Below are 22,998 nucleotides of genomic sequence, written 5' to 3' on the forward strand. Positions count from 1 at the left end.
GCCTGCAAGCCGGTTCGGCGCAGGTGGCCGATCTCGCACGCCGCCAGGCCCTCGAATTGGGATGCGTTGCCGCGCAGGTTATCTCGGTGACCGTCGGGGCCGAGGGTGGTCCGGAGGCGGCGGCGCGCACCGCCCGCTACGCCGCCCTGGACGGCGCCCGCGAGGAGGCCTCAGTGCTGCTGGGCCACACCCTGGACGATCAGGCCGAGACGGTGCTGTTGGGGCTGGGCCGCGGCTCGGGGCCGCGCTCGATGGCCGGGATGCGTCCCTACGACCCGCCGTGGTGCCGGCCGCTGCTGGGGGTGCGCCGCGAGCTGACCCGGGACGCCTGCGCCGAGCTGGGCTTGACCCCCTGGCTCGATCCGCACAACAGCGATCGGCGCTTCACCCGGGCGCGGCTGCGCGCCGAGGTGCTGCCGCTGCTGGAAGACGTGCTCGGCGGCGGGGTGGCCGAGGCCCTGGCCCGCACCGCGACCGCGCTGCGGGAGAACACCGAGCTCATCGATGCGCTGGCCGACCAGGCGCTGCCCGAAGCCACGGCCGGTGCCGGGCCGGCCGTCCTGGACACCGCCCAGCTGGCGGCGCTGCCCGGGCCGGTGCGTCGCGCGGTGATCCGGCGCTGGCTGCTGGCCGGCGGCGGCCGCGGGCTGACCGACCTGCAGATCCGTGCGGTGGAGCGACTGGTCACGCAGTGGCGCGGACAGGGCGGCGTGGCGGTCGGCTCCGAGCTGCGCGGCGCGCGGCTGTTCGCGGTCCGCGGCGACGGCCTGTTGCGGCTGCGCCGGGAACCGACCTGAGCATCCGGCGTGATTTTGCGCGGTGGGAGTTGGTTGTCGAACATCACCCATGGCACGCTGTGCTGGTGGCTGCGTTCTCGCCGGGGGAGACACCCGAGTCGTACGCGGGGGACATCAAATCGGTGCTGCTGACCGAGCAGCAGATCCGGACCCGCACCGCCGAGCTCGGTGCGCAGATCGCCGCCGACTACGCCGAGGGTCGCGACCGCGCCGAAAGCTCAGACCTGCTGCTGATCACCGTGCTCAAGGGCGCGGTGCTGTTCGTCACCGACCTGGCCCGGGCGATCCCGCTGCCCACTCAGTTCGAGTTCATGGCGGTCAGCTCCTACGGGTCGTCCACGTCGTCGTCGGGGGTGGTGCGCATCCTCAAGGACCTCGACCGCGACATCAGCAACCGTGACGTGCTGATCGTCGAGGACGTCGTCGACTCCGGCCTGACCTTGTCGTGGTTGCTGCGCAATCTGGCCGCCCGGCGGCCCCGGTCGCTGCGGGTCTGCACGCTGCTGCGCAAACCCGACGCGGCGCGCGCCGGCGTGGACATCGCCTACGTGGGCTTCGACATCCCGAACGACTTCGTGGTCGGCTACGGCCTGGATTACATCGAGCGCTACCGCGACCTGCCCTACATCGGCACCCTGGATCCGCGGGTGTATCAGAGCTGAAACCGGCTTGGGGTCCGCCGACGCGCGGTCGCCTTAGAGCAGCTCCCAGGTCGCGGTCACCGAGAAGCCCACGGTCTGCTGGCCCGGCTCCATCGGGGGCGCGGCGGCCATCGCGCGGGGCGCCGGCATCCCCACCGGCGTCGGCGGCGGCGTGCCGCCGGCCACCTCGGAGATCGAGATCACCCGGCCCAGGTGCAGGCCGGACAGGTGCGCGTACTGCTCGGCGCGGTCCTTGGCGTCGTTGAAGGCCCGCTCGCGGGCATCGCGCACCAGCTGCGAATCGTCCTCGATGGAGTAGCTCACCCCGTTGATCCGGGTGGCGTCGCCGCCGGCCCGCACGATCACCGCCAGCACCTGGGAGGCCGAGTCCCGCTCGACCTTGACCCGGATCGTGTTGCCGGCCCGGTACCCGGTGATGCTCGACGACCCACCCGATTCGGAGCCACCGTACTGCGGCTGCAGGCTGACGCCGGTGGTGCTGATGTCCTTGCGGTCCACCCCGGCGTCCAGCAGTGCATCGATCACCGCCTGCTGGCGCTCGCTGGTCTGATTCATCGCGCTGGTGACGTCGCCGGCGATGAACTCGATGCCCGCTTCGGTGGTCAACGTGTCCGGAACACCCTGCACCTCACCGGATCCGACGACGGTCACCTGCCGGGGCAGGTCAGCGCCGACGCCGCCCGGCGCCGCGTCGCAGCCGGCCGTCGCGACGCCAGCCAGGCCGGCCAGGGCCAGCGTCATCGACCAGCGGAGGACCTTCCGGGCGCTGCGTGTCGGCATGAGTGGCACCCTAGCGGAGACGATTACCGGTCTGCGCGGAAGTACGATGCGGCACACTGAGGCGATGACCGTTGCGCCCGCCCGGGCACTGTCCAGCGCGATCGAAGCCTTCGCCGGGCAGGTGTACTTCGCCCCGGAGTGTCACCGCGGCTACGCGGCGCTGGGTTTTGCGCCCAGTCGCGCAACGTCGCGTGGTGTCGAGAGGCCGGACGGGCCGGCCTACTTCTGCAGCCGCGGCTCGGCGCTGGGGCAGGCACCCGGTGAGGTGGTAGCCGCGGCATTCGCGGTGTTCAACCCGGCGGTGGTGGTGCCGGCGGTCGCCTACGGCTGGACGCTCACCGACGCGCCGACCATCCGCGCGGCCCGCACCGAGGGCTCGGTGGCCCAGCTGCGCCGGGTCCTCGGTTCGGCCCCCGACGGTCTTGATCGCGCCCTAGCGCTGCTGCGCCGCGCGGTCGACGGGCTCTCGGTGGCCGGTAAGCCGCTGTTCGCCGGGCTGGTGGCCGAGGGGCTGGTCGGCGACCCGCTCACCGACGCCTGGCAGCTGGCCGACCAACTGCGTGAATACCGCGGTGACGCGCACGTGAACGCTTGGACGGCAGCAGGATTCGACGGTGTCGAGATCGGTCTGATCACCGAGCTATACCGAGGATTCCCGCCGCGCAGCTACGTCCGGAGCCGGGCCTGGGCCGACGACGAACTCAGTGCCGGTGAGGACCGGCTGGCGCAGCGGGGCCTGGTCCGCGGCGGCGTCCTCACCGATGCCGGACGGGCGTCCCGCGAGTCGGTCGAGACGGCCACCGACGCGGTCTGCGCCCCGATCCTCGCCAACCTCGGTGATGATCTGGGCGAATTGGTCGAGCTGGTCGGCGGGTGGTCGAAGCGGCTCCGCGACGCCGGCGCCTTCCCCTAGCGGCGGGCCGCCGCCGGTGATTGGCCTAAGGTGTGACCAGGATCTTGCAGTGCCGGTCGGGGTCAGCCAGGTCGTCGAACGCCGCCCCGACACCGTCGAGCCCGACTTCGCCGGTGATCAACGGCGCCACATCGATTCGTCCCTCGGCGATGGCCTGCAGCGACGCGGCGAATTCCGCCGGCTCGTAGGCGAACACGAACTGCACGCTGATCTCCTTGGTGATACCGAAGAACGGGTGCACGGTATCGGGTTCCATGCAGACCCCGGCGACGACCAGCCGGCTGCCGACCGGCGCGCGCCGCAGCACGTCGTCGATGATGCCCGGCACGCCGACCGCTTCGAAGATCACCTTCGGTGTGACCGTGTCGAACGGCGAGCCCTGCGCCGGGTCCAGTGACCGGTGCGCCCCCATCACCGTCGCGAGTTCACGACGGGCCCGCGAATAATCGGCGGCCACAACGTCTTCCACGCCGCGGGTGCGCAGCGCGGCGATGATCGCCAGCCCGATCGGGCCGCAACCCAGCACCAGAGCAGTCTCGCCGGGGGTGATGCCGGACTTGTTGACCGCGTGCAGTCCCACCGCCATGGGTTCGGTCAGCGCGGCGTGGCGGTGATCCAGACCGTTGGGGATCACCAGTAGCAGCGGAGCCGAAAGCAGCATCTTCTCGGCGTAGCCGCCGATGGTGGTGTTGGAATACACGATCGGCTCAATACCTTTGGCGGCCAGCAGAACCGGAATCGACGTCACCGGCGTCCCCGCGGCAAAGGTGTCGGTGCCGGGCCCGGCCTCCAGCACCCGCGCGCTGAACTCGTGTCCCATGAAGATGTCGGCGCCCAGGTCGACCGATGCGCTGGCCGACGGGCTGCCCGACATGGATTGTGTTGCGGCCAGCACCTGATCGCCGTGCGCGGCGAAGTGCAGGTCCGAACCGCAGATCCCGCACGCGGTCACCTCGACCAGCACCTGGCCCGGGCCGGGCGTCGGCTCCGGAACGTCGTCGCGGTAGACCATGCGCCCGTCGCGCAGCACCGCGGCCCGCATCAACGCGGCCCGGTTTCGCTCGTATGTTCCACGACGGCGTTCTTGATCGCCTCGCCAGCTCGGCCGAACAACGTGTCGCGCATGCCCTTGGCCCATTCGTGCGATGCCCGGGGCGCGCTGAGCTGCCCCTTGAAGTGCGGAATCACCTTGCGGGCCAACAGTTCGTAGCTGTGGTAGGTGGCCGCCGGAGACGCCCAGTCGTGGCCGAGGAACAGCAGGGTGCCGAAACCGCCGGAGCGCTCCAGCAGGTCGGTGATGTGTTCGATCGCGTCGTCGGGGGTGCCGATGCAGCAGCTGCCGGCCGCAGCGTAGGCCTCGACGAACTCCCGCGGTGACTGCGATTCGCCCTCGACCGAGCTGGCCAGTGGGACGAACCCCGCGGCGCCGAAGTAGTTCGCGAAATCCTGCAGGCCGTAGGTGCAGTCCTCCAGGGCCTGATCGCGGGTGTCGGCGACGTGCATGATGCTCAGCACCCGCCAGTCCGCCCGGTCGGGTTCGTCGCGGCCGGCCTTGGCGGCCTGCTCACGCACCACCTCCCAGGCGCTTTCGATGGCGGCAAAGCCGCCCGGGATCGACATCGACAGCGACAGCAGCGAGGTGCCCAGCGCACCGGCCAGCCGCGGGCCCGACGGGGAAACCATGGCCGCCGTAGAGACCTCCGGGTACGGCCAGGTGTAGGGCCGGATGTGCAGGGCGGCGTCACGCAAGGTGAACCAGTCCGAGTGGCGGGTGATCAATTCGCCGGGCTCGGCCCGGAACAACGCCAGGATCGCCTCCAGGGACTCCTGCATCATCCGGCGCTGCTCGACGGGGTCGATACCCATCATGTGGGCGTCGGTGGGCAGGGCGCCCGGCCCGGCGCCGAACATCACCCGGCCGCGGGTCAGGTGGTCCAGCAGCACCCAGCGGTCGGCCACCATCAGCGGGTGGTGATAGGGCAGCGAGACCACGCCGGTACCGAGCCGGATGTGTTTGGTGCGTTCGGCGGCCGCGGCGATGAACACCTCGGGGCAGGCGATCAGCTCGTAGCCACCCGAGTGGTGTTCGCCGAACCAGGCTTCGTCGAAACCCAGCCGGTCCAGGGCGACCACCCGTTCTAGGTCGTATTCCAGCGCGACCGTAGGGGATTGACCGAGCGCGTGAAACGGGGTGATGAAGACCCCGAAACGCAGCGGCGCGGTCGTCATGACACCCGTCCAGACGGCACGGCCGCCAGGAACTCCAGCAGCGCCGCATTGACCTCGTCGGGCCGTTCCTGCTGCAGCCAGTGGCCGGCGCCGTCGATCATCACCTCCCGGTAGGGACCGGTCACCAGTTCGGTGGCCCGGTCGCGGCGGGTGAAAGCCAGCACCGGGTCGGCGGTTCCGGCGATGAACAGGGCCGGCACGTCGATGGTGGCCGAGGGCGCAGTCGCCATGATCTCCCAATTGCGGTCGAGGTTGCGGTACCAGTTCAGCCCGCCGGTGAAACCGGTCCGGGTGAACTCGGCGATGTAGTGGTCCAGCTCGTCGGTGCTGATCCAGTCCGGCAGGGCGGCCGGCTCGGGCAGCCGCTCGATGAAGCCCATCGGCCCGGGCGCCGCCATCCGCGCGCCCGCGTCGGCGTCGGCCGGGCGCAGGCCGCCGATCATCCGGCGCATGGTGCGCGCCGGGTCGGAGTCCAGTTCCGCATCGGCGACCCCGGGTTGCTGGAAATAGAGCATGTAGAAGAAGTTCTCACCGAAGATGCTGCGGAACGCGGCCGTCGGCGGAATCTGGGGGCGCGGCACCGGCGGGACGCTGAGCCCCACCACAGCGGACACCCGGTCGGGGTGCAGTTGTGCGGCGCTCCACGCCACCGGGGCGCCCCAGTCGTGACCGATCCAGACCGCACGGTCGGCGCCGACGTCGTCGAGCAGGCCGACCAGGTCGCCGGTCAATGCGGCCATGTCGTAGGCCTCGAGCTCCTTCGGGCGCGTCGAGCCGCCGTAGCCGCGCTGATCGGGGGCCAGCACATGAAAGCCGGCGTCGGCCAGCGCCGGGATCTGATGTCGCCAGGAGTAGGCCAGTTCCGGAAAGCCGTGTGCCAGCAGCACCACCGGGGCGCCGCGCTCACCGGCCTCGGTGACCCGCAGGGTCACGCTGTTGGTATCGACAATGCGCTGGGTTATACCGACCACGATCTCACCAAAGCACAACCGGCGTCCCGCGGAGATGGGATTGCCCGGCCTTAACACGCGGGACGGTAGCCTGAACATGCCCAGCTGCATGTACTGGAAGGATTTGGGGCCGAGTTCGGCCGATGCCTGATGAATCGCAAAAACGTGATCCGCACCATCACCGCGATCGCAGTGGTGCTGCTGCTCGGTTGGTCGTTCTTCTATTTCAGTGACGACACCCGCGGATACAAACCGGTCGACACCTCGGTCGCGGTGGCCCAGATCCACAGCGGCAACGTCAAGAGCGCCCAGATCGACGACCGTGAGCAGCAGCTGCGGCTGGTCCTGAAGAACCCGCTGACCAGCGTCGAGGTGTCCGACAAGGGCGCCAAGGCGGCCAAGCCGGGCAAGGCCGAGAAGGTCGACAAGCTGATCGCCAAGTACCCGACCGGGTACGCGGTCCCGCTCTACACCGCGCTGACGGCCAAGAAGGCGGAGATCAACACCGTCGTCAACCAGGGCAGCGTGCTGGGCTCGCTGCTGATCTACCTGCTGCCGATGCTGTTGCTGATCGGGCTGTTCGTGATGTTCTCCCGGATGCAGGGCGGCGCCCGGATGGGCTTCGGATTCGGCAAGTCGCGGGCCAAGCAGTTGGGCAAGGACATGCCCAAGACCACCTTCGCCGACGTCGCGGGCGTCGATGAGGCGGTCGAGGAGCTCTACGAGATCAAGGACTTCCTGCAAAACCCCGGCCGGTATCAGGCACTGGGCGCCAAGATCCCCAAGGGCGTGCTGCTCTACGGCCCGCCCGGCACCGGCAAGACGCTGCTGGCCCGGGCGGTGGCCGGGGAGGCGGGCGTGCCGTTTTTCACCATCTCCGGCTCGGACTTCGTGGAGATGTTCGTCGGGGTGGGCGCCTCCCGGGTGCGGGACCTGTTCGAGCAGGCCAAACAGAACAGTCCCTGCATCGTGTTCGTCGACGAGATCGACGCGGTCGGCCGCCAGCGCGGCGCCGGTCTGGGCGGCGGGCACGACGAGCGTGAGCAGACCCTCAACCAACTGCTGGTCGAGATGGACGGGTTCGGTGAGCGCGCCGGCGTCATCTTGATCGCGGCCACCAACCGGCCCGACATCCTCGACCCGGCCCTGCTGCGCCCCGGCCGGTTCGACCGCCAGATCCCGGTGACCAACCCCGACATCGCCGGCCGTCGCGCCGTCTTAAGGGTGCATTCCAAGGGCAAGCCGATCGCTCCCGACGCCGATCTGGACGGGCTGGCCAAGCGCACCGTCGGCATGTCCGGGGCCGACCTGGCCAACGTGATCAACGAGGCCGCGCTGCTGACCGCGCGGGAGAACGGCACCGTCATCACCGGCGCCGCCCTGGAAGAAGCCGTCGACCGGGTGATCGGTGGTCCGCGCCGCAAGAGCCGGATCATCAGCGAACACGAGAAGAAGATCACCGCCTACCACGAGGGCGGGCACACCTTGGCGGCCTGGGCGATGCCCGACATCGACCCGGTCTACAAGGTCACCATCCTGGCCCGCGGCCGCACCGGCGGGCACGCGGTGGCGGTGCCCGAGGAGGACAAGGGGCTGCGCACCCGTTCAGAGATGATCGCGCAGCTGGTGTTCGCCATGGGCGGACGTGCCGCCGAGGAGCTGGTGTTCCACGAGCCGACCACCGGCGCGGTCTCCGACATCGAGAAGGCCACCCAGGTGGCCCGGGCGATGGTGACCGAGTACGGCATGAGCGCCAAGCTCGGCGCGGTGCGCTACGGCACCGAACACGGCGACCCGTTCCTGGGCCGCACCATGGGCACATCGCCGGACTACTCCCACGAGGTGGCCCGCGACATCGACGACGAGGTGCGCAAGCTCATCGAGGCGGCCCACACCGAGGCCTGGGAGATCCTCACCGAATACCGCGATGTGCTCGACACCCTGGCCGGCGAGCTGCTGGAGAAGGAGACGCTGCACCGCGCCGACCTGGAGAAGATCTTCGGCGACGTGGCCAAGCGGCCCCGGCTGACCATGTTCGACGACTTCGGCGGCCGGGTCCCGTCGGACAAGCCGCCGATCAAGACCCCCGGCGAGCTGGCCATCGAACGCGGCGAACCGTGGCCGCAACCGATGCCGGAGCCGGCGTTCAAGGCCGCCATCGCACAGGCCTCGCGGGAGGCCGCCAGATCCGCCGAGGCCGCCGGTCGTGCCGCCAACGGCAGCAACGGCTCACCGACCGGCGACGAGGTGCCGGCGGGCACCCAGCCCGACTACGGCGCCCCGGCCGGCTGGCACGCTCCCGGTTGGCCGCCGGCACCGAATCAGCCGCAGCAGGCCGGCTACTGGTACCCGCCCCAGCAGTGGCCGCAGCATGGCTACCCGCCCGCCCAGCCCTACCCGCCCTATCAGGGGTACCCGCCGCCACCGCCGGCACCGCCCGGCGAGGGTGACGGCCACCAGCGCGGCGCCGAGAAGAACCGGTCCGAACCGCCATCCGGCGATTGAGAAAGTGGGATCGTCGATGGCTTCGACAGTCTTCGATCAGGCGCGCGCCGAGGCTGCGGTGCGTGAGCTGTTGTACGCCGTGGGCGAAGATCCGGACCGTCCGGGTCTGCTCGACACCCCGGCGCGGGTGGCGCGGGCGTACCAGGAGATGTTCGCCGGGCTCTACACCGATCCGGACACGGTGCTGGAGACCACCTTCGACGAGCAGCACGACGAACTGGTGCTGGTCAAGGAGATCCCGCTGTACTCGACCTGCGAGCACCATCTGGTCTCGTTCCACGGCGTCGCGCACGTCGGCTACATCCCCGGCGACGACGGCCGGATCACCGGCCTGTCCAAGCTGGCGCGAGTGGTCGACCTCTACGCCAAGCGGCCGCAGGTGCAGGAGCGGTTGACCGGTCAGGTCGCTGACGCCTTGATGCGCAAACTCAACCCGCGCGGTGTCATCGTGGTGGTCGAGGCCGAACACCTGTGCATGGCGATGCGGGGCGTGCGCAAACCCGGCGCGATCACCACCACGTCGGCGGTGCGTGGCCAGTTCAAATCCGACAGCGCGTCACGCGCCGAAGCTCTGGAACTCATCCGGCGGAAGTGATCCCGACACGCGCCCAGGTCGTCGGGGTGGTCAACGTCACCGCCGACTCGTTCTCCGATGGCGGGCGCTACCTGGACGCCGACCGCGCCGTCGAACACGGCTTGGCGCTGGCAGCCCAGGGGGCGGCGGTCATCGATGTCGGCGGCGAATCGACCCGGCCCGGGGCAGTGCGTGCCGATCCCCGCGCCGAAGCGCAGCGGGTCATTCCGGTAGTGAAAGGAATTGCTGCCCAGGGCATCACAGTCAGTATCGATACGATGAACGCGGAAGTGGCGCGGGCCGCGCTGGACTGCGGTGCCGGGATCGTCAACGACGTCTCCGGCGGACAGGCGGATCCGGCGATGGCGCCCCTGCTGGCCTCCTCGGGTGCCCGCTGGGTGTTGATGCACTGGCGTCCGGTCGATCCCGAACACCCGCATCGGGTACCGGACTACCGCGACGTCGTCGCCGAGGTCCGCCACGATCTACTCGCCTCTGTGGATGCCGCCGTCGCCGCCGGCGTGGATCCGGGGAAGCTGATCATCGATCCGGGACTGGGCTTCGCCAAAACGGCGCAACACAATTGGGCCCTGCTGAACGGGCTGCCGCAGCTGGTCGACACCGGGATACCGGTCCTGGTCGGGGCGTCGCGCAAGCGTTTTCTCGGTACGCTGCTGTCCGGGGCGGATGGCACGCCGCGGCCGCCCGACGAGCGGGAGACGGCCACCGCGGTGATCTCGGCGCTGGCCGGCCTGCACGGGGCCTGGGGTGTGCGGGTGCACGACGTGCGGGGCTCTGTCGACGCGCTTAGGGTCGTCGAAGCCTGGACTGCAGCCCGGGGCCAAGGAGGCACGAGCGATGACTGATCGAATCGAGTTGCGCGGTCTGAAGGTTCGCGGCAACCACGGGGTGTTCGCTCATGAGCGCGCCGACGGCCAGGATTTCCTCGTCGACATCACGGTCTGGATGGACCTGTCTGCCGCGGCCGCCAGCGATGCCCTGGCGGACACCTACGACTACGGGGTGCTGGCGCAGCGGGCCGCGGATATCGTCGCCGGCCCGGCCCGCGACCTCATCGAGACCGTGGCCGCCGAGATCGCCGAGGAGGTCATGAGCGACGTGCGGGTGCAGGCCGTCGAGGTGACACTGCACAAGCCGCATGCCCCGATCCCACTGACCTTCGCCGACGTGGCGGTGGTGGCGCGGCGCTCGCGGCGCGACCGGCGCGGCACGGTGGTGCCGGCATGACGCGCGCCGGCGACGATGCCGGACGCCAGCGACGAGGAGAGCGGCACCATGACTGAAGCGGTGTTGTCTATCGGGTCCAACCTGGGTGATCGGCTGGCCCGGCTGCAATCGGCCGTCGACGGATTCGGCGCCGCGGTGCGTGCGGTGTCGCCGGTCTACGAGACCGAGCCGTGGGGCGTGGTCGACCAGGGCCGCTTCCTCAATGCGGTACTGATCGTGGCGGACCCGGAAATCGACGAACACGGTTGGCTGCGGCGGGCGCAGGAGCTCGAACAGGCGGCAGATCGGGTGCGCGGCGAGCGGTGGGGGCCGCGAACCCTCGACGTCGACGTGATCAGCTGCCGCGACATCGCGGCCGGCGAATCGACCGAGCTGCTCTCCCGCGACAAGGGGCTGACCCTGCCGCATCCGCTGGCCCATCTGCGCGCCTTCGTGATGGTTCCGTGGCTGCAGGTCGAACCGGAGGCGCAGCTGACCGTCGCCGGCCGGCGATGTGCAGTGGCCGACCTGCTGGCGGAACTGGACCCCGCCGACCGCCACGGGCTTCGCCGGACCGATCTGGTGCTGCAGCGCTGATGGGTCCGACCCGCAAACGAGATGTGACCGCGGCAGCGGCGGTCGCCGCCGTCGTCAGCTACCTGGCGGTGCAGCTGTTGTACCGATGGTTCCCGCCGATCACCGTGTGGACCGGGATTTCGCTGCTGGCCGTGGCGATCGCCGAGGCGGCGTGGGGCCGCTATGTTCGCGGCAAGATCGACGACGGCCAGATCGGAACCGGATCCGGCTGGCTGCACCCGCTGGCGGTGGCGCGCACCGTGGTGGTGGCCAAGGCCTCGGCCTGGATGGGCGCGCTGGTGCTGGGCTTCTGGTTGGGCGTGCTGGGCTACCTGCTGCCGCACCGGGCCGCGCTGGCCGTTGCCGCCGAGGACACCGGCGGTGCCGTGGTTGCCGCGGCCAGCGCGCTGGCTTTGCTCGTCGCCGCACTGTGGTTGCAGAACTGCTGCAAGTCGCCGCAGGATCCCGGCCAGTCCGGGCCGTTGAGTCCAGATCAACACGGGTGAGAATCGCCGGAGCCGGGCGACACGCCAAGTGACCTCGTACAGGTACAGTCGGGCAATGCGGGCCGGCAACGACGAACAAAGCGACGAGGTGGAGCGGCGCAGATGAATTCGGTCCTGTCCCGCGCCCCAGGTCGGCGTGGTGCGCGCAGGCCCGGCTGGACGTTGATGACAGCGTTGCTGATCCTTGCGATCGCAGCGAGTTCGGCACTGGTGTTCACCAGCCGGGTGGAGCTGTTGAAGCTCGCGGTCATCGTGGCGCTGTGGGCTGCGGTCGCTGCGGCATTCGTCTCGGTGATCTACCGGCGGCAAAGCGACGTCGACCAGGCCCGGGCCCGGGACCTGAAGCTCGTCTACGACCTGCAACTGGATCGGGAGATCTCCGCGCGGCGCGAGTACGAGCTGACGGTGGAGTCGCAGCTGCGCCGCGAGTTGGCATCGGAGCTGCGGGCCCAGGCCGCCGACGAGGTCGCCGCGTTGCGTGCCGAGCTGGCCGCGCTGCGCACCAACCTGGAGATCCTCTTCGACGCCGACCTGAGCCACCGGCCGGCGTTGGAGCCCGAGCGCACCACGGTTCGCGCTTACAGCGACTGGGCCCGATCCGGCGGGGAGCCCGTCACCCGGGTCACGCCGGCCGCCGCGCCGTTCTACCCCGAGGACTCGGTCAGCCAGACCGCCGAGAACCCGATCATCGATGTCCCGGAGGTACGGATCCCGACCGGCGGATTCCCCATGCCGCAGGCGCCCCAGGAGTCTCAGGAGCCGCCGAGACCTCAGACACCTCAGGCGCCGCCACCCCCGGCGCCGCCACCCCCGGTGCCGCAGCCGCCGGCCGAGCCTCCGTACCGGGGTTCGCACCGCCGCGCCGCCGACGAAGCCCCGCGCCGCGCCGCCGACGAAGCCCCGCAACCCGCGGCCCGTTGGGCCCAGCCGCCGCAGCCGTTCGTGGCACCCGAGCCCCGCACGGAGCCCGAGTCCCGCCCGGAACCGCCGCCGCCACCACCACCGCAACCCAGAGTCGCATCGCCGTCCGCGTCAGCCCCCACCCCGCCCTGGAAACCCCTTGGCGCCGAAGGGGAATGGCTACCGCCGGGCACCCCCGGCAGTCACTGGTCCGCGGACGCTCCCGCGGACTCAGGTCGGCACGGTGCCGCCGAGCCGAGGCACGCCGGCGAGCACGCAGCCACCGCGCCCGAGCGCAGCGCCGAAGCGCCGTCCCGGCACGGCCGCCACGCCGGCCCCGCGTCGCCGACCGACGGCCCGGTGAACGGCGCCGAGACGGCACGCCCCGACGGCGAGGGCCGCCGGCGGGCGCGCTCCCGGCACGCGGCGGCGGACGCGGTCGACAGCCATACTCAGCCGGCCCAGGCGGAGCCCGCGACCGCTTCCGCCGGCACGGCACGGCATTCCGCCGGCGCGGAGCCGGGACCCGAGGGCGCCCCGAACACCGGGGGCCAATCGGTGGCCGAGTTGCTGGCCCGTTTGCAGCCCGCCCCCACCGAGGGCCGCCGGCGGCGCCGCCGCGAGGACTAACGACCGCCTGCGACGAACGTCACTCGCCGGGCGGGGGCCGAGCGGGATAGACTCTGCCGCGACCGTCCGGTACCCGCAGCGCGGGACTGGAACGAACCAAGAGAACTTGTGAGGTCGTCTGCGATGGTGCAGTTCGACGGACTGCGGCCCGCCCGACTCAAGGTTGGCGTCATCTCGGCCGGCCGGGTCGGCACCGCTTTGGGCGTCGCCTTGGAGCGCGCCGACCATGTCGTGGTGGCGTGCAGCGCCATCTCCGAAGAGTCGCGGCAGCGCGCCCGGCGGCGACTGCCCGACACCCTGGTACGTCCCGCCCACGATGTCGCCGGCGATGCGGAATTGCTGCTGTTGGCTGTTCCCGATACCGAACTGGCCGGCATCGTGTCCGGCTTGGCCGCCACGGGCGCGGTGCGCGCCGGGACGATCGTGGTGCACACGTCCGGGGCCACCGGGATCGGTGTGTTGGCGCCGCTGACCGAGCAGGGTTGTTTGCCGCTGGCGATCCACCCCGCGATGACCTTCACCGGCGGGGATGAGGACATCGACCGGCTGGCCAACAGCTGCTTCGGTATCACCGCAGCCGACGAGATCGGCTACGCCATCGCCGAGGCGCTGACGCTGGAGATCGGCGCCGAGCCGTTCCGGGTCGACGAATCCGCCCGCACGCTCTACCACGCCGCGCTCTGTCACGGCGGCAACCACGTGGTCACCGTGATCGACGACGCCCTGGCGGCGTTGCGGGCGGCGCTGCCCGGTCGCCTCGGCGCCAGCGAAGTACCGGACCCCGACGGCGTCGCCGAACGGGTGCTGGGCCCATTGGTGCGGGCCGCGCTGGCCAACACCTTGCGCGACGGCCGGGCCGCGCTGACCGGGCCGGTGGCCCGGGGCGACTCGGCCACCGTGGCCCGGCACCTGCAGGCGCTGGCCGCCGTGGACCCCGATCTGGCCGAGGCCTACCGCACCAACGCGCTGCGCACGGCGCATCGCGCAGACGCCGCCGCCGACGTGCTGACGGTGCTGGCCCGGTGAACCCGAACGCCCCCGCCTTCACCGCCGGTGCGCTCAACGTGTACGCCCGGCCGGAGGAGATCGCCCGTGTCACCCGCGCCCTGCGGTCGACCGGTCGCCGGGTGATGCTGGTGCCGACCATGGGGGCCCTGCACGACGGCCACCTGGCGCTGGTGCGGGCCGCACGTAAAGTGCCCGGCTCGGTGGTGGTGGTGTCGATCTTCGTCAACCCGCTGCAGTTCGGTGCCGGTGAGGACCTCGAGGCCTATCCGCGCACCCTCGATGCGGACCTGGACCTGCTGCGGGCCGAAGGCGTCGAGCTGGCCTTCGCCCCGCCCGCCGCGGCGATGTATCCCGACGGTCCGCGCACCTCCGTGCACCCGGGTCCGCTGGGAGCCGAGCTCGAAGGCGCCGCCCGCCCGACGCACTTCGCCGGGATGCTCACTGTGGTGGCCAAACTGCTGTCCATCGTGCGGCCCGACCGGGTGTTCTTCGGCGAGAAGGATTATCAGCAGCTGGTGCTGGTGCGGCAGATGGTTGCCGACCTCAACCTGGACGTCACCGTGGTGGGGGTGCCGACGGTGCGGGAACCCGACGGTCTGGCGATGTCCTCGCGCAATCGCTACCTCGACCCGGCGCAGCGCGAGGCTGCGACCGCGCTGTCGGCGGCCCTTGCCGCAGGCGAGCGCGCGGCGTCGGCCGGGGCGGCCGCGGCGCTGCAAGCCGCCGGCGCGGTGCTGTCCGCGGTACCGGCGGTCGACGCCGACTACGTGCAGGTGCGCGGCGTCGACCTCGGGCCGGCGCCCGCCGAAGGCTCGGCGCGGCTGCTGATCGCCGCCCGTGTCGGTGCCACCCGGCTGATCGACAATGCCGCCATCACCCTCGGACTTTCCACCGACGCCACCGTGGCGCCGGTCGGTTCGGATGGATATCACGTGTCAACCGCCGCACAAAACCGGAGGAATTGATGTTTCGGACGATGCTCAAGTCGAAGATTCACCGTGCCACGGTCACCCACGCCGACCTGCACTACGTGGGATCGGTGACCATCGACGCTGATCTGATGGAGGCCGCTGACCTGATCGAGGGCGAGCAGGTGACGATCGTCGACATCGACAACGGCAATCGGTTGGTCACCTACGCCATCACCGGGAAGCGGGGCAGCGGCGTTATCGGAATCAACGGTGCCGCAGCACATCTGGTGCACCCCGGTGACCTGGTGATCCTGATCGCCTACGGCACGATGGAAGACGCCGAGGCTCGCCGCTACCAGCCCCGGATCGTGTTCGTCGACTCCGACAACAAGCAGGTCGACCTCGGCACCGACCCGGCGTTCGTGCCGGATGACGTAGCGGACCTGCTCTCGCCCAGAAGCGTGGGATAGCCGTGCTGCTGGCGATCGACGTCCGTAACACCCACACCGTCATCGGCCTGATCGCCGGGTCGGGTGAGCACGGAAACGTCGTGCAGCAGTGGCGGATTCGTACCGAAGCGGAGATCACCGCTGACGAGCTGGCCCTGACGCTGGACGGCCTGATCGGCGACGACGGCGAACAGCTCACCGGCGCCGCCGCGCTGTCCACGGTGCCGTCGGTGCTGCACGAAGTACGAGTGATGCTCGATCAGTACTGGCCCTCGGTGCCGTCGGTGCTGATCGAACCGGGCGTGCGCACCGGGATCCCACTGTTGGTCGACAATCCCAAGGAAGTCGGCGCCGACCGGATCGTCAACTGCCTGGCCGCTTTCCACAAATTCAACTCGGCGGCCATCGTCGTCGACTTCGGCTCGTCGATCTGCGTCGACGTGGTGTCGGCCAAGGGAGAATTCCTGGGCGGCGCTATCGCACCCGGCGTCCAGATCTCCTCGGATGCCGCCGCGGCCCGCTCGGCGGGGCTGCGCCGGGTGGAACTGACCCGCCCGCGCTCGGTGATCGGCAAGAACACCGTCGAATGCATGCAGGCCGGTGCGGTGTTCGGGTTCGCGGGGCTGGTCGACGGGCTGGTTCGCCGGGTTCGCGACGACGCACCCGGGTTAGCCGACACCACCGTGGTAGCCACCGGCCACACCGCTCCACTGTTGCTCGCCGACCTGGAAACGGTCGACCACTACGACGCCAACCTCACCCTCGATGGGTTGCGGTTGGTTTTCGAACGCAACCGGGACAGTCAACGGGGCAGGCTGCGGCCCGCGCGCTGAGCTCCTGCCGGTTGATTAAGCTGGCACGTCGTGAGCTCCGCCGATACCCCACAGCACTCGCAACCTGAGGATTCCGACCTCCCCGAGCAGTTTCGGATCCGCCGCGACAAACGGGCACGGCTGCTGGCACAAGGCCGCGACCCTTACCCGGTCGCGGTGGATCGCACCCACACGCTCGCCGAGATCCGGACCAGCTACCCCGATCTAGCCGCCGATACCGCCACCGGCGACGTCGTCGGCGTCGCCGGCCGGGTGGTGTTCGCCCGCAACTCCGGCAAGCTGTGCTTCGCCACCCTGCAGGAGGGCGACGGCACCCAGTTGCAGGTGATGATCAGCCTGGCCAGCGTCGGCGAGCAGGAGCTGGAGGCGTGGAAAGCCGACGTCGACCTCGGCGACATCGTTTTCGTGCACGGCGAGGTGATCAGCTCGCGGCGCGGCGAACTGTCGGTGCTGGCCGATGACTGGCAGATGGCGTCCAAATCGTTGCGGCCCCTGCCCGTCGCGCACAAGGAGATGAGCGAGGAATCCCGGGTTCGGCAGCGTTACGTCGACCTGATCGTCCGCCCGGAGGCGCGCACCGTAGCCCGCCAGCGGATCCTCGTGATTCGGGCCATCCGCTCCGCGTTGGAGCGCCGCGGATTCCTCGAAGTCGAGACGCCGATGTTGCAGACCCTGGCCGGGGGAGCGGCCGCCCGGCCGTTCGTCACCCACTCCAACGCGCTCGACGCCGACCTTTACCTGCGGATCGCGCCCGAGCTGTTCCTGAAACGCTGCGTCGTCGGCGGGTTCGACCGGGTCTTCGAACTGAATCGGGTGTTCCGCAACGAAGGTGCCGATTCCACCCATTCGCCGGAGTTCTCGATGCTGGAGACCTACCAGGCCTATGGCACCTACGATGACTCGGCGGTGGCCACCCGGGAGATTATTCAAGAGGTCGCCGACGAGGTGATCGGGACCCGTCAACTGCCGTTGCCCGACGGCAGCATCTACGACATTGACGGTGAATGGGCGACGGTAGAAATGTATCCGTCACTGTCGCAGGCGATGGGCGAGGAGATCACACCGGCAACATCGGTCGATCGGTTATGGGCCATCGCCGACGATCGCGGAGTTGAAATTCCCAGAGACCGTGGCTATGGGCACGGGAAGCTGGTTGAAGAGTTGTGGGAACATGCGGTGGGCAATGACCTGAGCGCACCCACGTTCGTCCGGGATTTCCCGGTGGAGACGACGCCGCTGACCCGCCAACACCGCAGTATCGACGGAGTCACCGAGAAGTGGGATCTGTACATGCGCGGCGTCGAGCTGGCCACCGGCTACTCCGAGCTCGTCGATCCGGTGGTGCAGCGCGAACGCTTTGCGGCCCAAGCCCGTGCCGCGGCGGCCGGCGACAACGAGGCGATGGCGCTTGACGAAGACTTCCTGGCGGCGATGGAACACGCGATGCCGCCGTGCACCGGCACCGGAATGGGTATCGACCGCCTGCTGATGGTCCTAACGGGCCTGTCAATTAGGGACACGGTTTTGTTCCCGATTGTTCGGCGTCACGGCAACTGAACTCCCGCCTGCCTGTTGTGTTGAAGCGCGCCTATTTTTATGGCACATTGGTCCGCGAGGTCGAATACGGCTTGCGCACAGTTTGCGCGCAGGAAAGCTAACTGAGGGGCTACCAATGGCGAAAAAAGTGACCGTCACCTTGATCGATGATTTCGATGGTGAGGGTGCCGCCGACGAAACAGTCGAATTCGGGCTGGACGGGGTGACCTATGAGATCGACCTTTCGAGCAAGAATGCCGCGAAACTGCGCGCTGAGTTGAAGAAGTGGGCCGACGCGGGCCGTCGGGTCGGGGGGCGCCGGCGCGGACGGTCCGGCGGCGGCCGCCGCGGCACGATCGACCGGGAACAGAGCGCCGCGATCCGCGAGTGGGCTCGCCGCAACGGCCACAACGTGTCGACCCGCGGCCGCATCCCGGCCGATATCATCGACGCATTCCACGCTGCCACCTGAGCCGAAGCTGGAACCGCCGCAGCAACCCCGGCTTTTCGCTCCTGGCGAACCGGGTGATCGATCGGAACGCATTCGGCGGTCACGGCGTTACTCCCTTGCATCGGGTGCCAGGCCTTTCGGGGTCTGCCACCGCAAGTAGTCGATTCGGTACGCATTGCCCGGCAGGTCACAGCGCGCTCGGCCGCCCACTACAGTGGACGGCAGGTACGCGAGGCCGAGCCGAGGCCGACCATGTACCGATGGTGAGGGAGAGCAGGTAGCCGCCGATGTTCGAAAGATTTACCGACCGGGCCCGCAGGGTTGTCGTCCTCGCGCAGGAAGAGGCGCGGATGCTCAACCACAACTACATCGGGACCGAGCACATCCTGCTTGGCCTGATCCACGAGGGCGAGGGCGTGGCCGCCAAGTCGCTGGAGTCGCTGGGCATCTCCTTAGAGGGGGTGCGCAGCCAGGTCGAAGAGATCATCGGCCAGGGCCAGCAGGCGCCGTCCGGGCACATCCCCTTCACCCCCCGTGCCAAGAAGGTGCTCGAGCTGAGCCTGCGTGAGGCGCTGCAGCTCGGCCACAACTACATCGGCACCGAGCACATCCTGCTCGGCCTGATCCGCGAGGGCGAGGGCGTCGCGGCCCAGGTGCTGGTCAAGTTGGGCGCCGACCTAACCCGGGTGCGCCAGCAGGTCATCCAGCTGCTCAGCGGCTACCAGGGCAAGGAGACCGCCGAGGCCGGCACCGGCGGCCGCGGCGGGGAGTCCGGCTCGCCGTCGACCTCGTTGGTGCTCGACCAGTTCGGCCGCAACCTCACTGCCGCGGCGATGGAGGGCAAGCTCGACCCGGTGATCGGCCGGGAGAAGGAAATCGAGCGGGTCATGCAGGTGCTGTCCCGGCGCACCAAGAACAACCCGGTGCTGATCGGCGAGCCCGGCGTCGGCAAGACCGCGGTCGTGGAGGGGCTGGCGCAGGCGATCGTGGCCGGTGAGGTCCCCGAGACGCTGAAGGACAAGCAGCTCTACACCCTGGACCTGGGTTCGCTGGTGGCCGGCAGCCGGTACCGCGGTGACTTCGAGGAGCGGCTGAAGAAGGTCCTCAAGGAGATCAACACCCGCGGCGACATCATCTTGTTCATCGACGAGTTGCACACCCTGGTCGGGGCGGGCGCGGCCGAGGGCGCCATCGACGCGGCCTCGATCCTCAAGCCCAAGCTGGCTCGCGGCGAGCTGCAGACGATCGGCGCCACCACCCTCGACGAGTACCGCAAGTACATCGAGAAGGATGCCGCACTGGAGCGCCGGTTCCAGCCGGTGCAGGTCGGTGAGCCCACCGTCGAGCACACCATCGAGATCCTCAAGGGCCTGCGGGACCGCTACGAAGCCCACCACCGGGTTTCGATCAGCGACTCGGCCATCGTGGCGGCGGCCACCTTGGCCGACCGCTACATCAACGACCGGTTCCTGCCGGACAAGGCGATCGACTTGATCGACGAGGCCGGTGCCCGGATGCGGATCCGCCGGATGACCGCACCGCCGGACCTGCGCGAGTTCGACGAGAAGATCGCCGACGCGCGCCGCGAGAAGGAGTCCGCGATCGACGCGCAGGACTTCGAGAAGGCCGCCAGCCTGCGGGACCGGGAGAAGCAACTGGTGGCGCAGCGGGCCGAGCGTGAAAAGCAGTGGCGTTCCGGTGATCTGGATGTGGTCGCGGAAGTCGACGACGAGCAGATCGCCGAGGTGCTGGGCAACTGGACCGGTATCCCGGTGTTCAAGCTGACCGAGGCCGAGACCACCCGCCTGCTGCGGATGGAAGACGAGCTGCACAAGCGGATCATCGGCCAGAACGACGCGGTCAACGCGGTCTCGAAGGCCATCCGCCGCACCCGCGCCGGGCTGAAGGACCCGAAGCGCCCATCCGGTTCGTTCATCTTCGCCGGGCCGTCCGGGGTCGGTAAGACCGAGCTGTCCAAGGCACTGGCGGAGTTCCTCTTCGGCGACGACGACGCGCTCATCCAGATCGACATGGGCGAGTTCCACGACCGGTTCACCGCCTCTAGGCTGTTCGGTGCTCCGCCCGGCTACGTCGGCTACGAGGAGGGCGGCCAGCTGACCGAGAAGGTGCGGCGCAAGCCGTTCTCGGTGGTGCTGTTCGACGAGATCGAGAAGGCGCACCAGGAGATCTACAACAGCCTGTTGCAGGTGCTGGAGGACGGCCGCCTCACCGACGGCCAAGGCCGCACGGTGGACTTCAAGAACTGCGTGCTGATCTTCACCTCCAACCTGGGCACCTCCGACATCTCCAAGGCGGTCGGGCTGGGCTTCACCCAGGGCGGCGGGGAGAACAACTACGAGCGGATGAAGCTCAAGGTCAACGACGAGCTCAAGAAGCACTTCCGTCCGGAGTTCCTCAACCGCATCGACGACATCATCGTCTTCCACCAGCTGTCCAAGGAAGAGATCATCGAGATGGTCGATCTGCTGATCGGGCGGGTGGCCAAGCAGCTGCGGGCCAAGGACATGGACATCGCGCTGACCGACAAGGCCAAGGCTTTGCTGGCCAAGCGCGGTTTCGACCCGGTGCTGGGCGCGCGTCCGCTGCGGCGCACCATCCAGCGCGAGATCGAGGACCAGCTCTCCGAGAAGATCCTGTTCGAAGAGGTCGGCCCCGGCCAGCTGGTCACCGTCGACGTGGAGAACTGGGACGGCGAGGGCGCGCACGAGAATGCGGTCTTCACCTTCGCCGGCAGCCAGAAGCCGGTCGAGGCGGACCTCGCTCAGGCGGGTGCGCCGGCCGGCGATTAATCCTCGGCGAGTCGGAATCTGGCGACGCTGACCTGGCGGGTCGCGTCGCCAGATTCCGTTTCGGGCCCTAGCGCCCCACCGGCAGCAGGCCGAAAGCCTGCTTGGCGATCTGCAGCATCCAGCTGCCGACGCTCTTGCCGTGGTCACGCGGCCAGTTGAGCTGGAAGCTGACCACCCAGGTCTGGCCGGTCGCGTCGACGGCGTACCAGCTGAAGGTCAGATCGCCGGGCAGCCCGCCGGCTTTGGCGCCGATGTAGGGCCAGTCGGCGTGGCTCAGGTCGATGCCGCGGACTGCGGACAGGATCTCCTTGACCGGTGCGGCCTTGCCCACCGCACCGGCTTGCAGCGCGACGTGCACCCGGCAGATGTCCTCGGCGCTGCCGTACCACTCGGCGCCATAGGCCGATGCCGGGATGTGCGCGCGCACCGGATCCGGCTCATACGGCCGGGAGTTGGCCTGCTGCAACAGCTTTGCCCGCTCCTGGGCTGAACCGTGCTGCCACTGCTCACGCAGGTCCGGTTTGCCCCAGCCCACCGAGAACAGTTCGTACATGGTGGGGAACGGTGTCATGCTGGCCGGATCGTGGTGCCCGGCCGCGACCAGCGCCCGTTCGACGGCACGAGTGCCGACGTGCCCGATCAGCAGATCGGTCGCCATGTTGTCGCTGGTGGCGATCATCTTCTCGGCCGCCTTGCGCACCGATACGTGGGCGCCCTCGGGTAGCTCCTCCAGCCCGGACGACCCGACCACCTTGGCCCGGCCAGTGATGGTCAGCGGGTCGTCCCAGGACACCGTGCCGGCCTTCACCTCGTTGGCCACCGCCAGCAGCACGTACAGCTTGAAGATCGACGCCAGCGGCAGCGACTGGCTGGCGTTGGTGCCGGCCACCGGTTTGCACACCCCGCCCTCGATGCGTGAGGCCTGATAGGAGTAGCGGGCGCCGGTCCGGCTCAACACCGCGTCGATGTCCTGCCAGGAATGAATGGGTGGCGTCTCGGTGGTGGCTTTGAACAGGTCCACCATCCCGTTGTCGTCGGTGCGGATCCGGATGTCCTGGCGGGCACCGTAGGAGGTCGTCAGGTGCAGAGTGGCCGCGCCCGCGCGGATATCGACGCCGTCGAGCCGGAACGGCCGGTCCCACCACAGCGATTCCATGGTCGTGACGACCTGGTCGACCTTGTCCGGCGCTGCCAGGGTGGCCACCCCGACCGGGCCGATCGGCCAATCGGAGTTCAGCATGTCCATGGTCTGCTTGGCGCGCAGACCAGGCGGGGTCTTGGTGGAGATCGCCACCCCGCCGGCGTCCGGGTCCGACGGCGCTGCGGGGGAGGGGGCGCAGCCGGCGGCTGACGCGGCGATGGCTGCCAGGCCTACCGTGGCTGTCCATGCCGCCAGGTGACGCCGCACGGGGCTAGGCCTGTGCGGCGGTTCCGGCAACGTCCAGCACGACCTCGAATTCCAACAGGCTGGCACCGGTGGCGACGGGGTTTTTGCTGCTCTGGGCGTGCGCCTCGGCGCTGCGTCCGGTCGCCCAGGCCTGGAACGCCTCGTCGGACTCCCACTTGGTGACCACGAAGTAGCGGTCGTCGCCCTTGACCGGGCGCAGCAGCTGGAAGCCCAGGAAACCCGGCGAAGAGTCCACCGTGTGTGCACGGTTGGCGAACCGCTTCTCCAGTTCCGGACCGGCGCCCGGGGGCACCTCGATTGCGTTGATCTTCACCACTGCCATGCGGCCTAGGCTACCGTGCCC

Annotated in this window: 23 protein-coding genes; 17 read left to right on the forward strand and 6 right to left on the reverse strand. The window is 69.5% G+C overall.

Translation table 11 applies throughout. The features are described from left to right. Both A5694_RS18165 and hpt read left to right on the forward strand, forming a co-directional pair. Window positions 1-797 (forward strand): tRNA lysidine(34) synthetase (locus A5694_RS18165; RefSeq protein ID WP_064923707.1); only part of this gene is annotated, 797 nt, incomplete at its 5' end. 29 nt (window positions 798-826) lie between these two features. Beyond that, complete coding sequence (hpt, locus tag A5694_RS18170; RefSeq protein WP_064923708.1) at window positions 827-1,459, forward strand: hypoxanthine phosphoribosyltransferase; 633 nt, start codon at window positions 827-829, stop codon at window positions 1,457-1,459. Window positions 1,460-1,492: 33 nt separating this feature from the next. Here the strand turns inward: hpt and A5694_RS18175 are convergent, their stop codons facing one another. Next, window positions 1,493-2,239 carry an SIMPL domain-containing protein gene (locus A5694_RS18175; RefSeq protein ID WP_064923709.1) on the reverse strand — a complete coding sequence of 249 codons (747 nt, stop codon included), beginning with the start codon at window positions 2,237-2,239 and terminating at the stop codon, window positions 1,493-1,495. A gap of 64 nt (window positions 2,240-2,303) precedes the next feature. On the opposite strand from A5694_RS18175, the gene A5694_RS18180 reads away from it, so the two are divergent. Further along, the gene (locus A5694_RS18180; RefSeq protein WP_064923710.1) at window positions 2,304-3,152 is read left to right on the forward strand and encodes an SCO6745 family protein; all 849 of its coding nucleotides are present in this window, start codon (window positions 2,304-2,306) and stop codon (window positions 3,150-3,152) included. A gap of 25 nt (window positions 3,153-3,177) precedes the next feature. Here A5694_RS18180 and A5694_RS18185 read toward each other — a convergent pair whose 3' ends face one another. The 3 genes from A5694_RS18185 to A5694_RS18195 are packed head-to-tail and all read right to left on the reverse strand — an operon-like array spanning window position 3,178 to window position 6,370. Beyond that, window positions 3,178-4,194: a zinc-binding dehydrogenase gene (locus tag A5694_RS18185; RefSeq protein WP_064923711.1), complete on the reverse strand. Its 1,017-nt coding sequence runs from the start codon at window positions 4,192-4,194 to the stop codon at window positions 3,178-3,180. Then, entirely contained in the window at window positions 4,194-5,381 is a 1,188-nt protein-coding gene (locus A5694_RS18190) for an LLM class flavin-dependent oxidoreductase (RefSeq protein WP_064923712.1), read from the reverse strand. The genes A5694_RS18185 and A5694_RS18190 overlap by 1 nt, the downstream gene beginning before the upstream one ends. Next, window positions 5,378-6,370 (reverse strand): alpha/beta fold hydrolase, encoded by a 993-nt coding sequence (locus A5694_RS18195; protein WP_428844288.1) that lies wholly within the window; start codon window positions 6,368-6,370, stop codon window positions 5,378-5,380. The genes A5694_RS18190 and A5694_RS18195 overlap by 4 nt, the downstream gene beginning before the upstream one ends. 111 nt (window positions 6,371-6,481) lie before the next feature. On the opposite strand from A5694_RS18195, the gene ftsH reads away from it, so the two are divergent. The 14 genes from ftsH to clpC1 all read left to right on the forward strand — a co-directional run bounded on the left by ftsH (window position 6,482) and on the right by clpC1 (window position 21,247). After that, window positions 6,482-8,836, forward strand: a complete 2,355-nt coding sequence (gene ftsH, locus A5694_RS18200) for an ATP-dependent zinc metalloprotease FtsH (RefSeq protein WP_064923713.1) — start codon at window positions 6,482-6,484, stop codon at window positions 8,834-8,836. A gap of 16 nt (window positions 8,837-8,852) precedes the next feature. Next, window positions 8,853-9,431: a GTP cyclohydrolase I FolE gene (gene folE / locus A5694_RS18205; protein WP_064923714.1), complete on the forward strand. Its 579-nt coding sequence runs from the start codon at window positions 8,853-8,855 to the stop codon at window positions 9,429-9,431. Then, the gene (gene folP / locus A5694_RS18210) at window positions 9,428-10,276 is read left to right on the forward strand and encodes a dihydropteroate synthase (RefSeq protein WP_064923715.1); all 849 of its coding nucleotides are present in this window, start codon (window positions 9,428-9,430) and stop codon (window positions 10,274-10,276) included. The genes folE and folP overlap by 4 nt, the downstream gene beginning before the upstream one ends. Further along, window positions 10,269-10,658, forward strand: coding sequence for a dihydroneopterin aldolase (gene folB, locus A5694_RS18215; protein WP_064923716.1), 390 nt, complete (start codon window positions 10,269-10,271; stop codon window positions 10,656-10,658). The genes folP and folB overlap by 8 nt, the downstream gene beginning before the upstream one ends. A 48-nt stretch (window positions 10,659-10,706) precedes the next feature. Next, window positions 10,707-11,234: a 2-amino-4-hydroxy-6-hydroxymethyldihydropteridine diphosphokinase gene (gene folK, locus A5694_RS18220; protein ID WP_064923732.1), complete on the forward strand. Its 528-nt coding sequence runs from the start codon at window positions 10,707-10,709 to the stop codon at window positions 11,232-11,234. Continuing rightward, window positions 11,234-11,719: a DUF3180 domain-containing protein gene (locus A5694_RS18225; protein WP_064923717.1), complete on the forward strand. Its 486-nt coding sequence runs from the start codon at window positions 11,234-11,236 to the stop codon at window positions 11,717-11,719. The genes folK and A5694_RS18225 overlap by 1 nt, the downstream gene beginning before the upstream one ends. 102 nt (window positions 11,720-11,821) lie before the next feature. Next, window positions 11,822-13,249 carry a DUF6779 domain-containing protein gene (locus A5694_RS18230; protein WP_064923718.1) on the forward strand — a complete coding sequence of 476 codons (1,428 nt, stop codon included), beginning with the start codon at window positions 11,822-11,824 and terminating at the stop codon, window positions 13,247-13,249. Window positions 13,250-13,372: 123 nt separating this feature from the next. Further along, on the forward strand, window positions 13,373-14,275 hold the full coding sequence (locus A5694_RS18235; RefSeq protein WP_064923719.1) for a Rossmann-like and DUF2520 domain-containing protein: 903 nt from the start codon (window positions 13,373-13,375) through the stop codon (window positions 14,273-14,275). Then, entirely contained in the window at window positions 14,272-15,222 is a 951-nt protein-coding gene (gene panC / locus A5694_RS18240) for a pantoate--beta-alanine ligase (protein ID WP_064923720.1), read from the forward strand. The genes A5694_RS18235 and panC overlap by 4 nt, the downstream gene beginning before the upstream one ends. Beyond that, window positions 15,222-15,638, forward strand: a complete 417-nt coding sequence (panD, locus tag A5694_RS18245) for an aspartate 1-decarboxylase (protein ID WP_064923721.1) — start codon at window positions 15,222-15,224, stop codon at window positions 15,636-15,638. Before panC ends, panD begins: the two co-directional genes overlap by 1 nt. Before the next feature lie 2 nt (window positions 15,639-15,640). Continuing rightward, window positions 15,641-16,450, forward strand: a complete 810-nt coding sequence (locus A5694_RS18250) for a type III pantothenate kinase (protein WP_064923722.1) — start codon at window positions 15,641-15,643, stop codon at window positions 16,448-16,450. Window positions 16,451-16,480: 30 nt separating this feature from the next. Continuing rightward, window positions 16,481-18,007, forward strand: a complete 1,527-nt coding sequence (lysS, locus tag A5694_RS18255; RefSeq protein ID WP_064923723.1) for a lysine--tRNA ligase — start codon at window positions 16,481-16,483, stop codon at window positions 18,005-18,007. A 115-nt stretch (window positions 18,008-18,122) separates the two neighbouring features. Further along, window positions 18,123-18,458, forward strand: coding sequence for a histone-like nucleoid-structuring protein Lsr2 (gene lsr2, locus A5694_RS18260; RefSeq protein WP_064923724.1), 336 nt, complete (start codon window positions 18,123-18,125; stop codon window positions 18,456-18,458). A gap of 266 nt (window positions 18,459-18,724) precedes the next feature. Continuing rightward, the gene (gene clpC1 / locus A5694_RS18265; protein ID WP_064923725.1) at window positions 18,725-21,247 is read left to right on the forward strand and encodes an ATP-dependent protease ATP-binding subunit ClpC; all 2,523 of its coding nucleotides are present in this window, start codon (window positions 18,725-18,727) and stop codon (window positions 21,245-21,247) included. 67 nt (window positions 21,248-21,314) lie between these two features. On the opposite strand, the gene A5694_RS18270 is transcribed toward clpC1, so the two are convergent. Further along, on the reverse strand, window positions 21,315-22,655 hold the full coding sequence (locus A5694_RS18270) for a serine hydrolase (protein ID WP_064923726.1): 1,341 nt from the start codon (window positions 22,653-22,655) through the stop codon (window positions 21,315-21,317). Between the two features lie 4 nt (window positions 22,656-22,659). Further along, window positions 22,660-22,977, reverse strand: a complete 318-nt coding sequence (locus A5694_RS18275; protein WP_064923727.1) for an antibiotic biosynthesis monooxygenase family protein — start codon at window positions 22,975-22,977, stop codon at window positions 22,660-22,662. Between the last annotated feature and the right edge of the window lie 21 nt (window positions 22,978-22,998).

The sequence above is a fragment of the Mycolicibacter sinensis genome, from assembly GCF_001667945.1.
Lineage (GTDB): Bacteria > Actinomycetota > Actinomycetes > Mycobacteriales > Mycobacteriaceae > Mycobacterium > Mycobacterium sinense_B.

What these genes read in the sequence shown, in the direction of transcription:
- A5694_RS18175 (WP_064923709.1), bottom strand. Translation starts at nt 2,239, where the DNA reads ATGCCGACACGCAGCGCCCGGAAGGTCCTCCGCTGGTCGATGACGCTG.
- folE (WP_064923714.1), top strand. Translation starts at nt 8,853, where the DNA reads ATGGCTTCGACAGTCTTCGATCAGGCGCGCGCCGAGGCTGCGGTGCGT.
- lsr2 (WP_064923724.1), top strand. Translation starts at nt 18,123, where the DNA reads ATGGCGAAAAAAGTGACCGTCACCTTGATCGATGATTTCGATGGTGAG.
- folB (WP_064923716.1), top strand. Translation starts at nt 10,269, where the DNA reads ATGACTGATCGAATCGAGTTGCGCGGTCTGAAGGTTCGCGGCAACCAC.
- A5694_RS18275 (WP_064923727.1), bottom strand. Translation starts at nt 22,977, where the DNA reads ATGGCAGTGGTGAAGATCAACGCAATCGAGGTGCCCCCGGGCGCCGGT.
- A5694_RS18180 (WP_064923710.1), top strand. Translation starts at nt 2,304, where the DNA reads ATGACCGTTGCGCCCGCCCGGGCACTGTCCAGCGCGATCGAAGCCTTC.
- folK (WP_064923732.1), top strand. Translation starts at nt 10,707, where the DNA reads ATGACTGAAGCGGTGTTGTCTATCGGGTCCAACCTGGGTGATCGGCTG.
- A5694_RS18185 (WP_064923711.1), bottom strand. Translation starts at nt 4,194, where the DNA reads ATGCGGGCCGCGGTGCTGCGCGACGGGCGCATGGTCTACCGCGACGAC.
- A5694_RS18235 (WP_064923719.1), top strand. Translation starts at nt 13,373, where the DNA reads ATGGTGCAGTTCGACGGACTGCGGCCCGCCCGACTCAAGGTTGGCGTC.
- A5694_RS18190 (WP_064923712.1), bottom strand. Translation starts at nt 5,381, where the DNA reads ATGACGACCGCGCCGCTGCGTTTCGGGGTCTTCATCACCCCGTTTCAC.
- ftsH (WP_064923713.1), top strand. Translation starts at nt 6,482, where the DNA reads ATGAATCGCAAAAACGTGATCCGCACCATCACCGCGATCGCAGTGGTG.
- panD (WP_064923721.1), top strand. Translation starts at nt 15,222, where the DNA reads ATGTTTCGGACGATGCTCAAGTCGAAGATTCACCGTGCCACGGTCACC.
- clpC1 (WP_064923725.1), top strand. Translation starts at nt 18,725, where the DNA reads ATGTTCGAAAGATTTACCGACCGGGCCCGCAGGGTTGTCGTCCTCGCG.
- A5694_RS18225 (WP_064923717.1), top strand. Translation starts at nt 11,234, where the DNA reads ATGGGTCCGACCCGCAAACGAGATGTGACCGCGGCAGCGGCGGTCGCC.
- A5694_RS18230 (WP_064923718.1), top strand. Translation starts at nt 11,822, where the DNA reads ATGAATTCGGTCCTGTCCCGCGCCCCAGGTCGGCGTGGTGCGCGCAGG.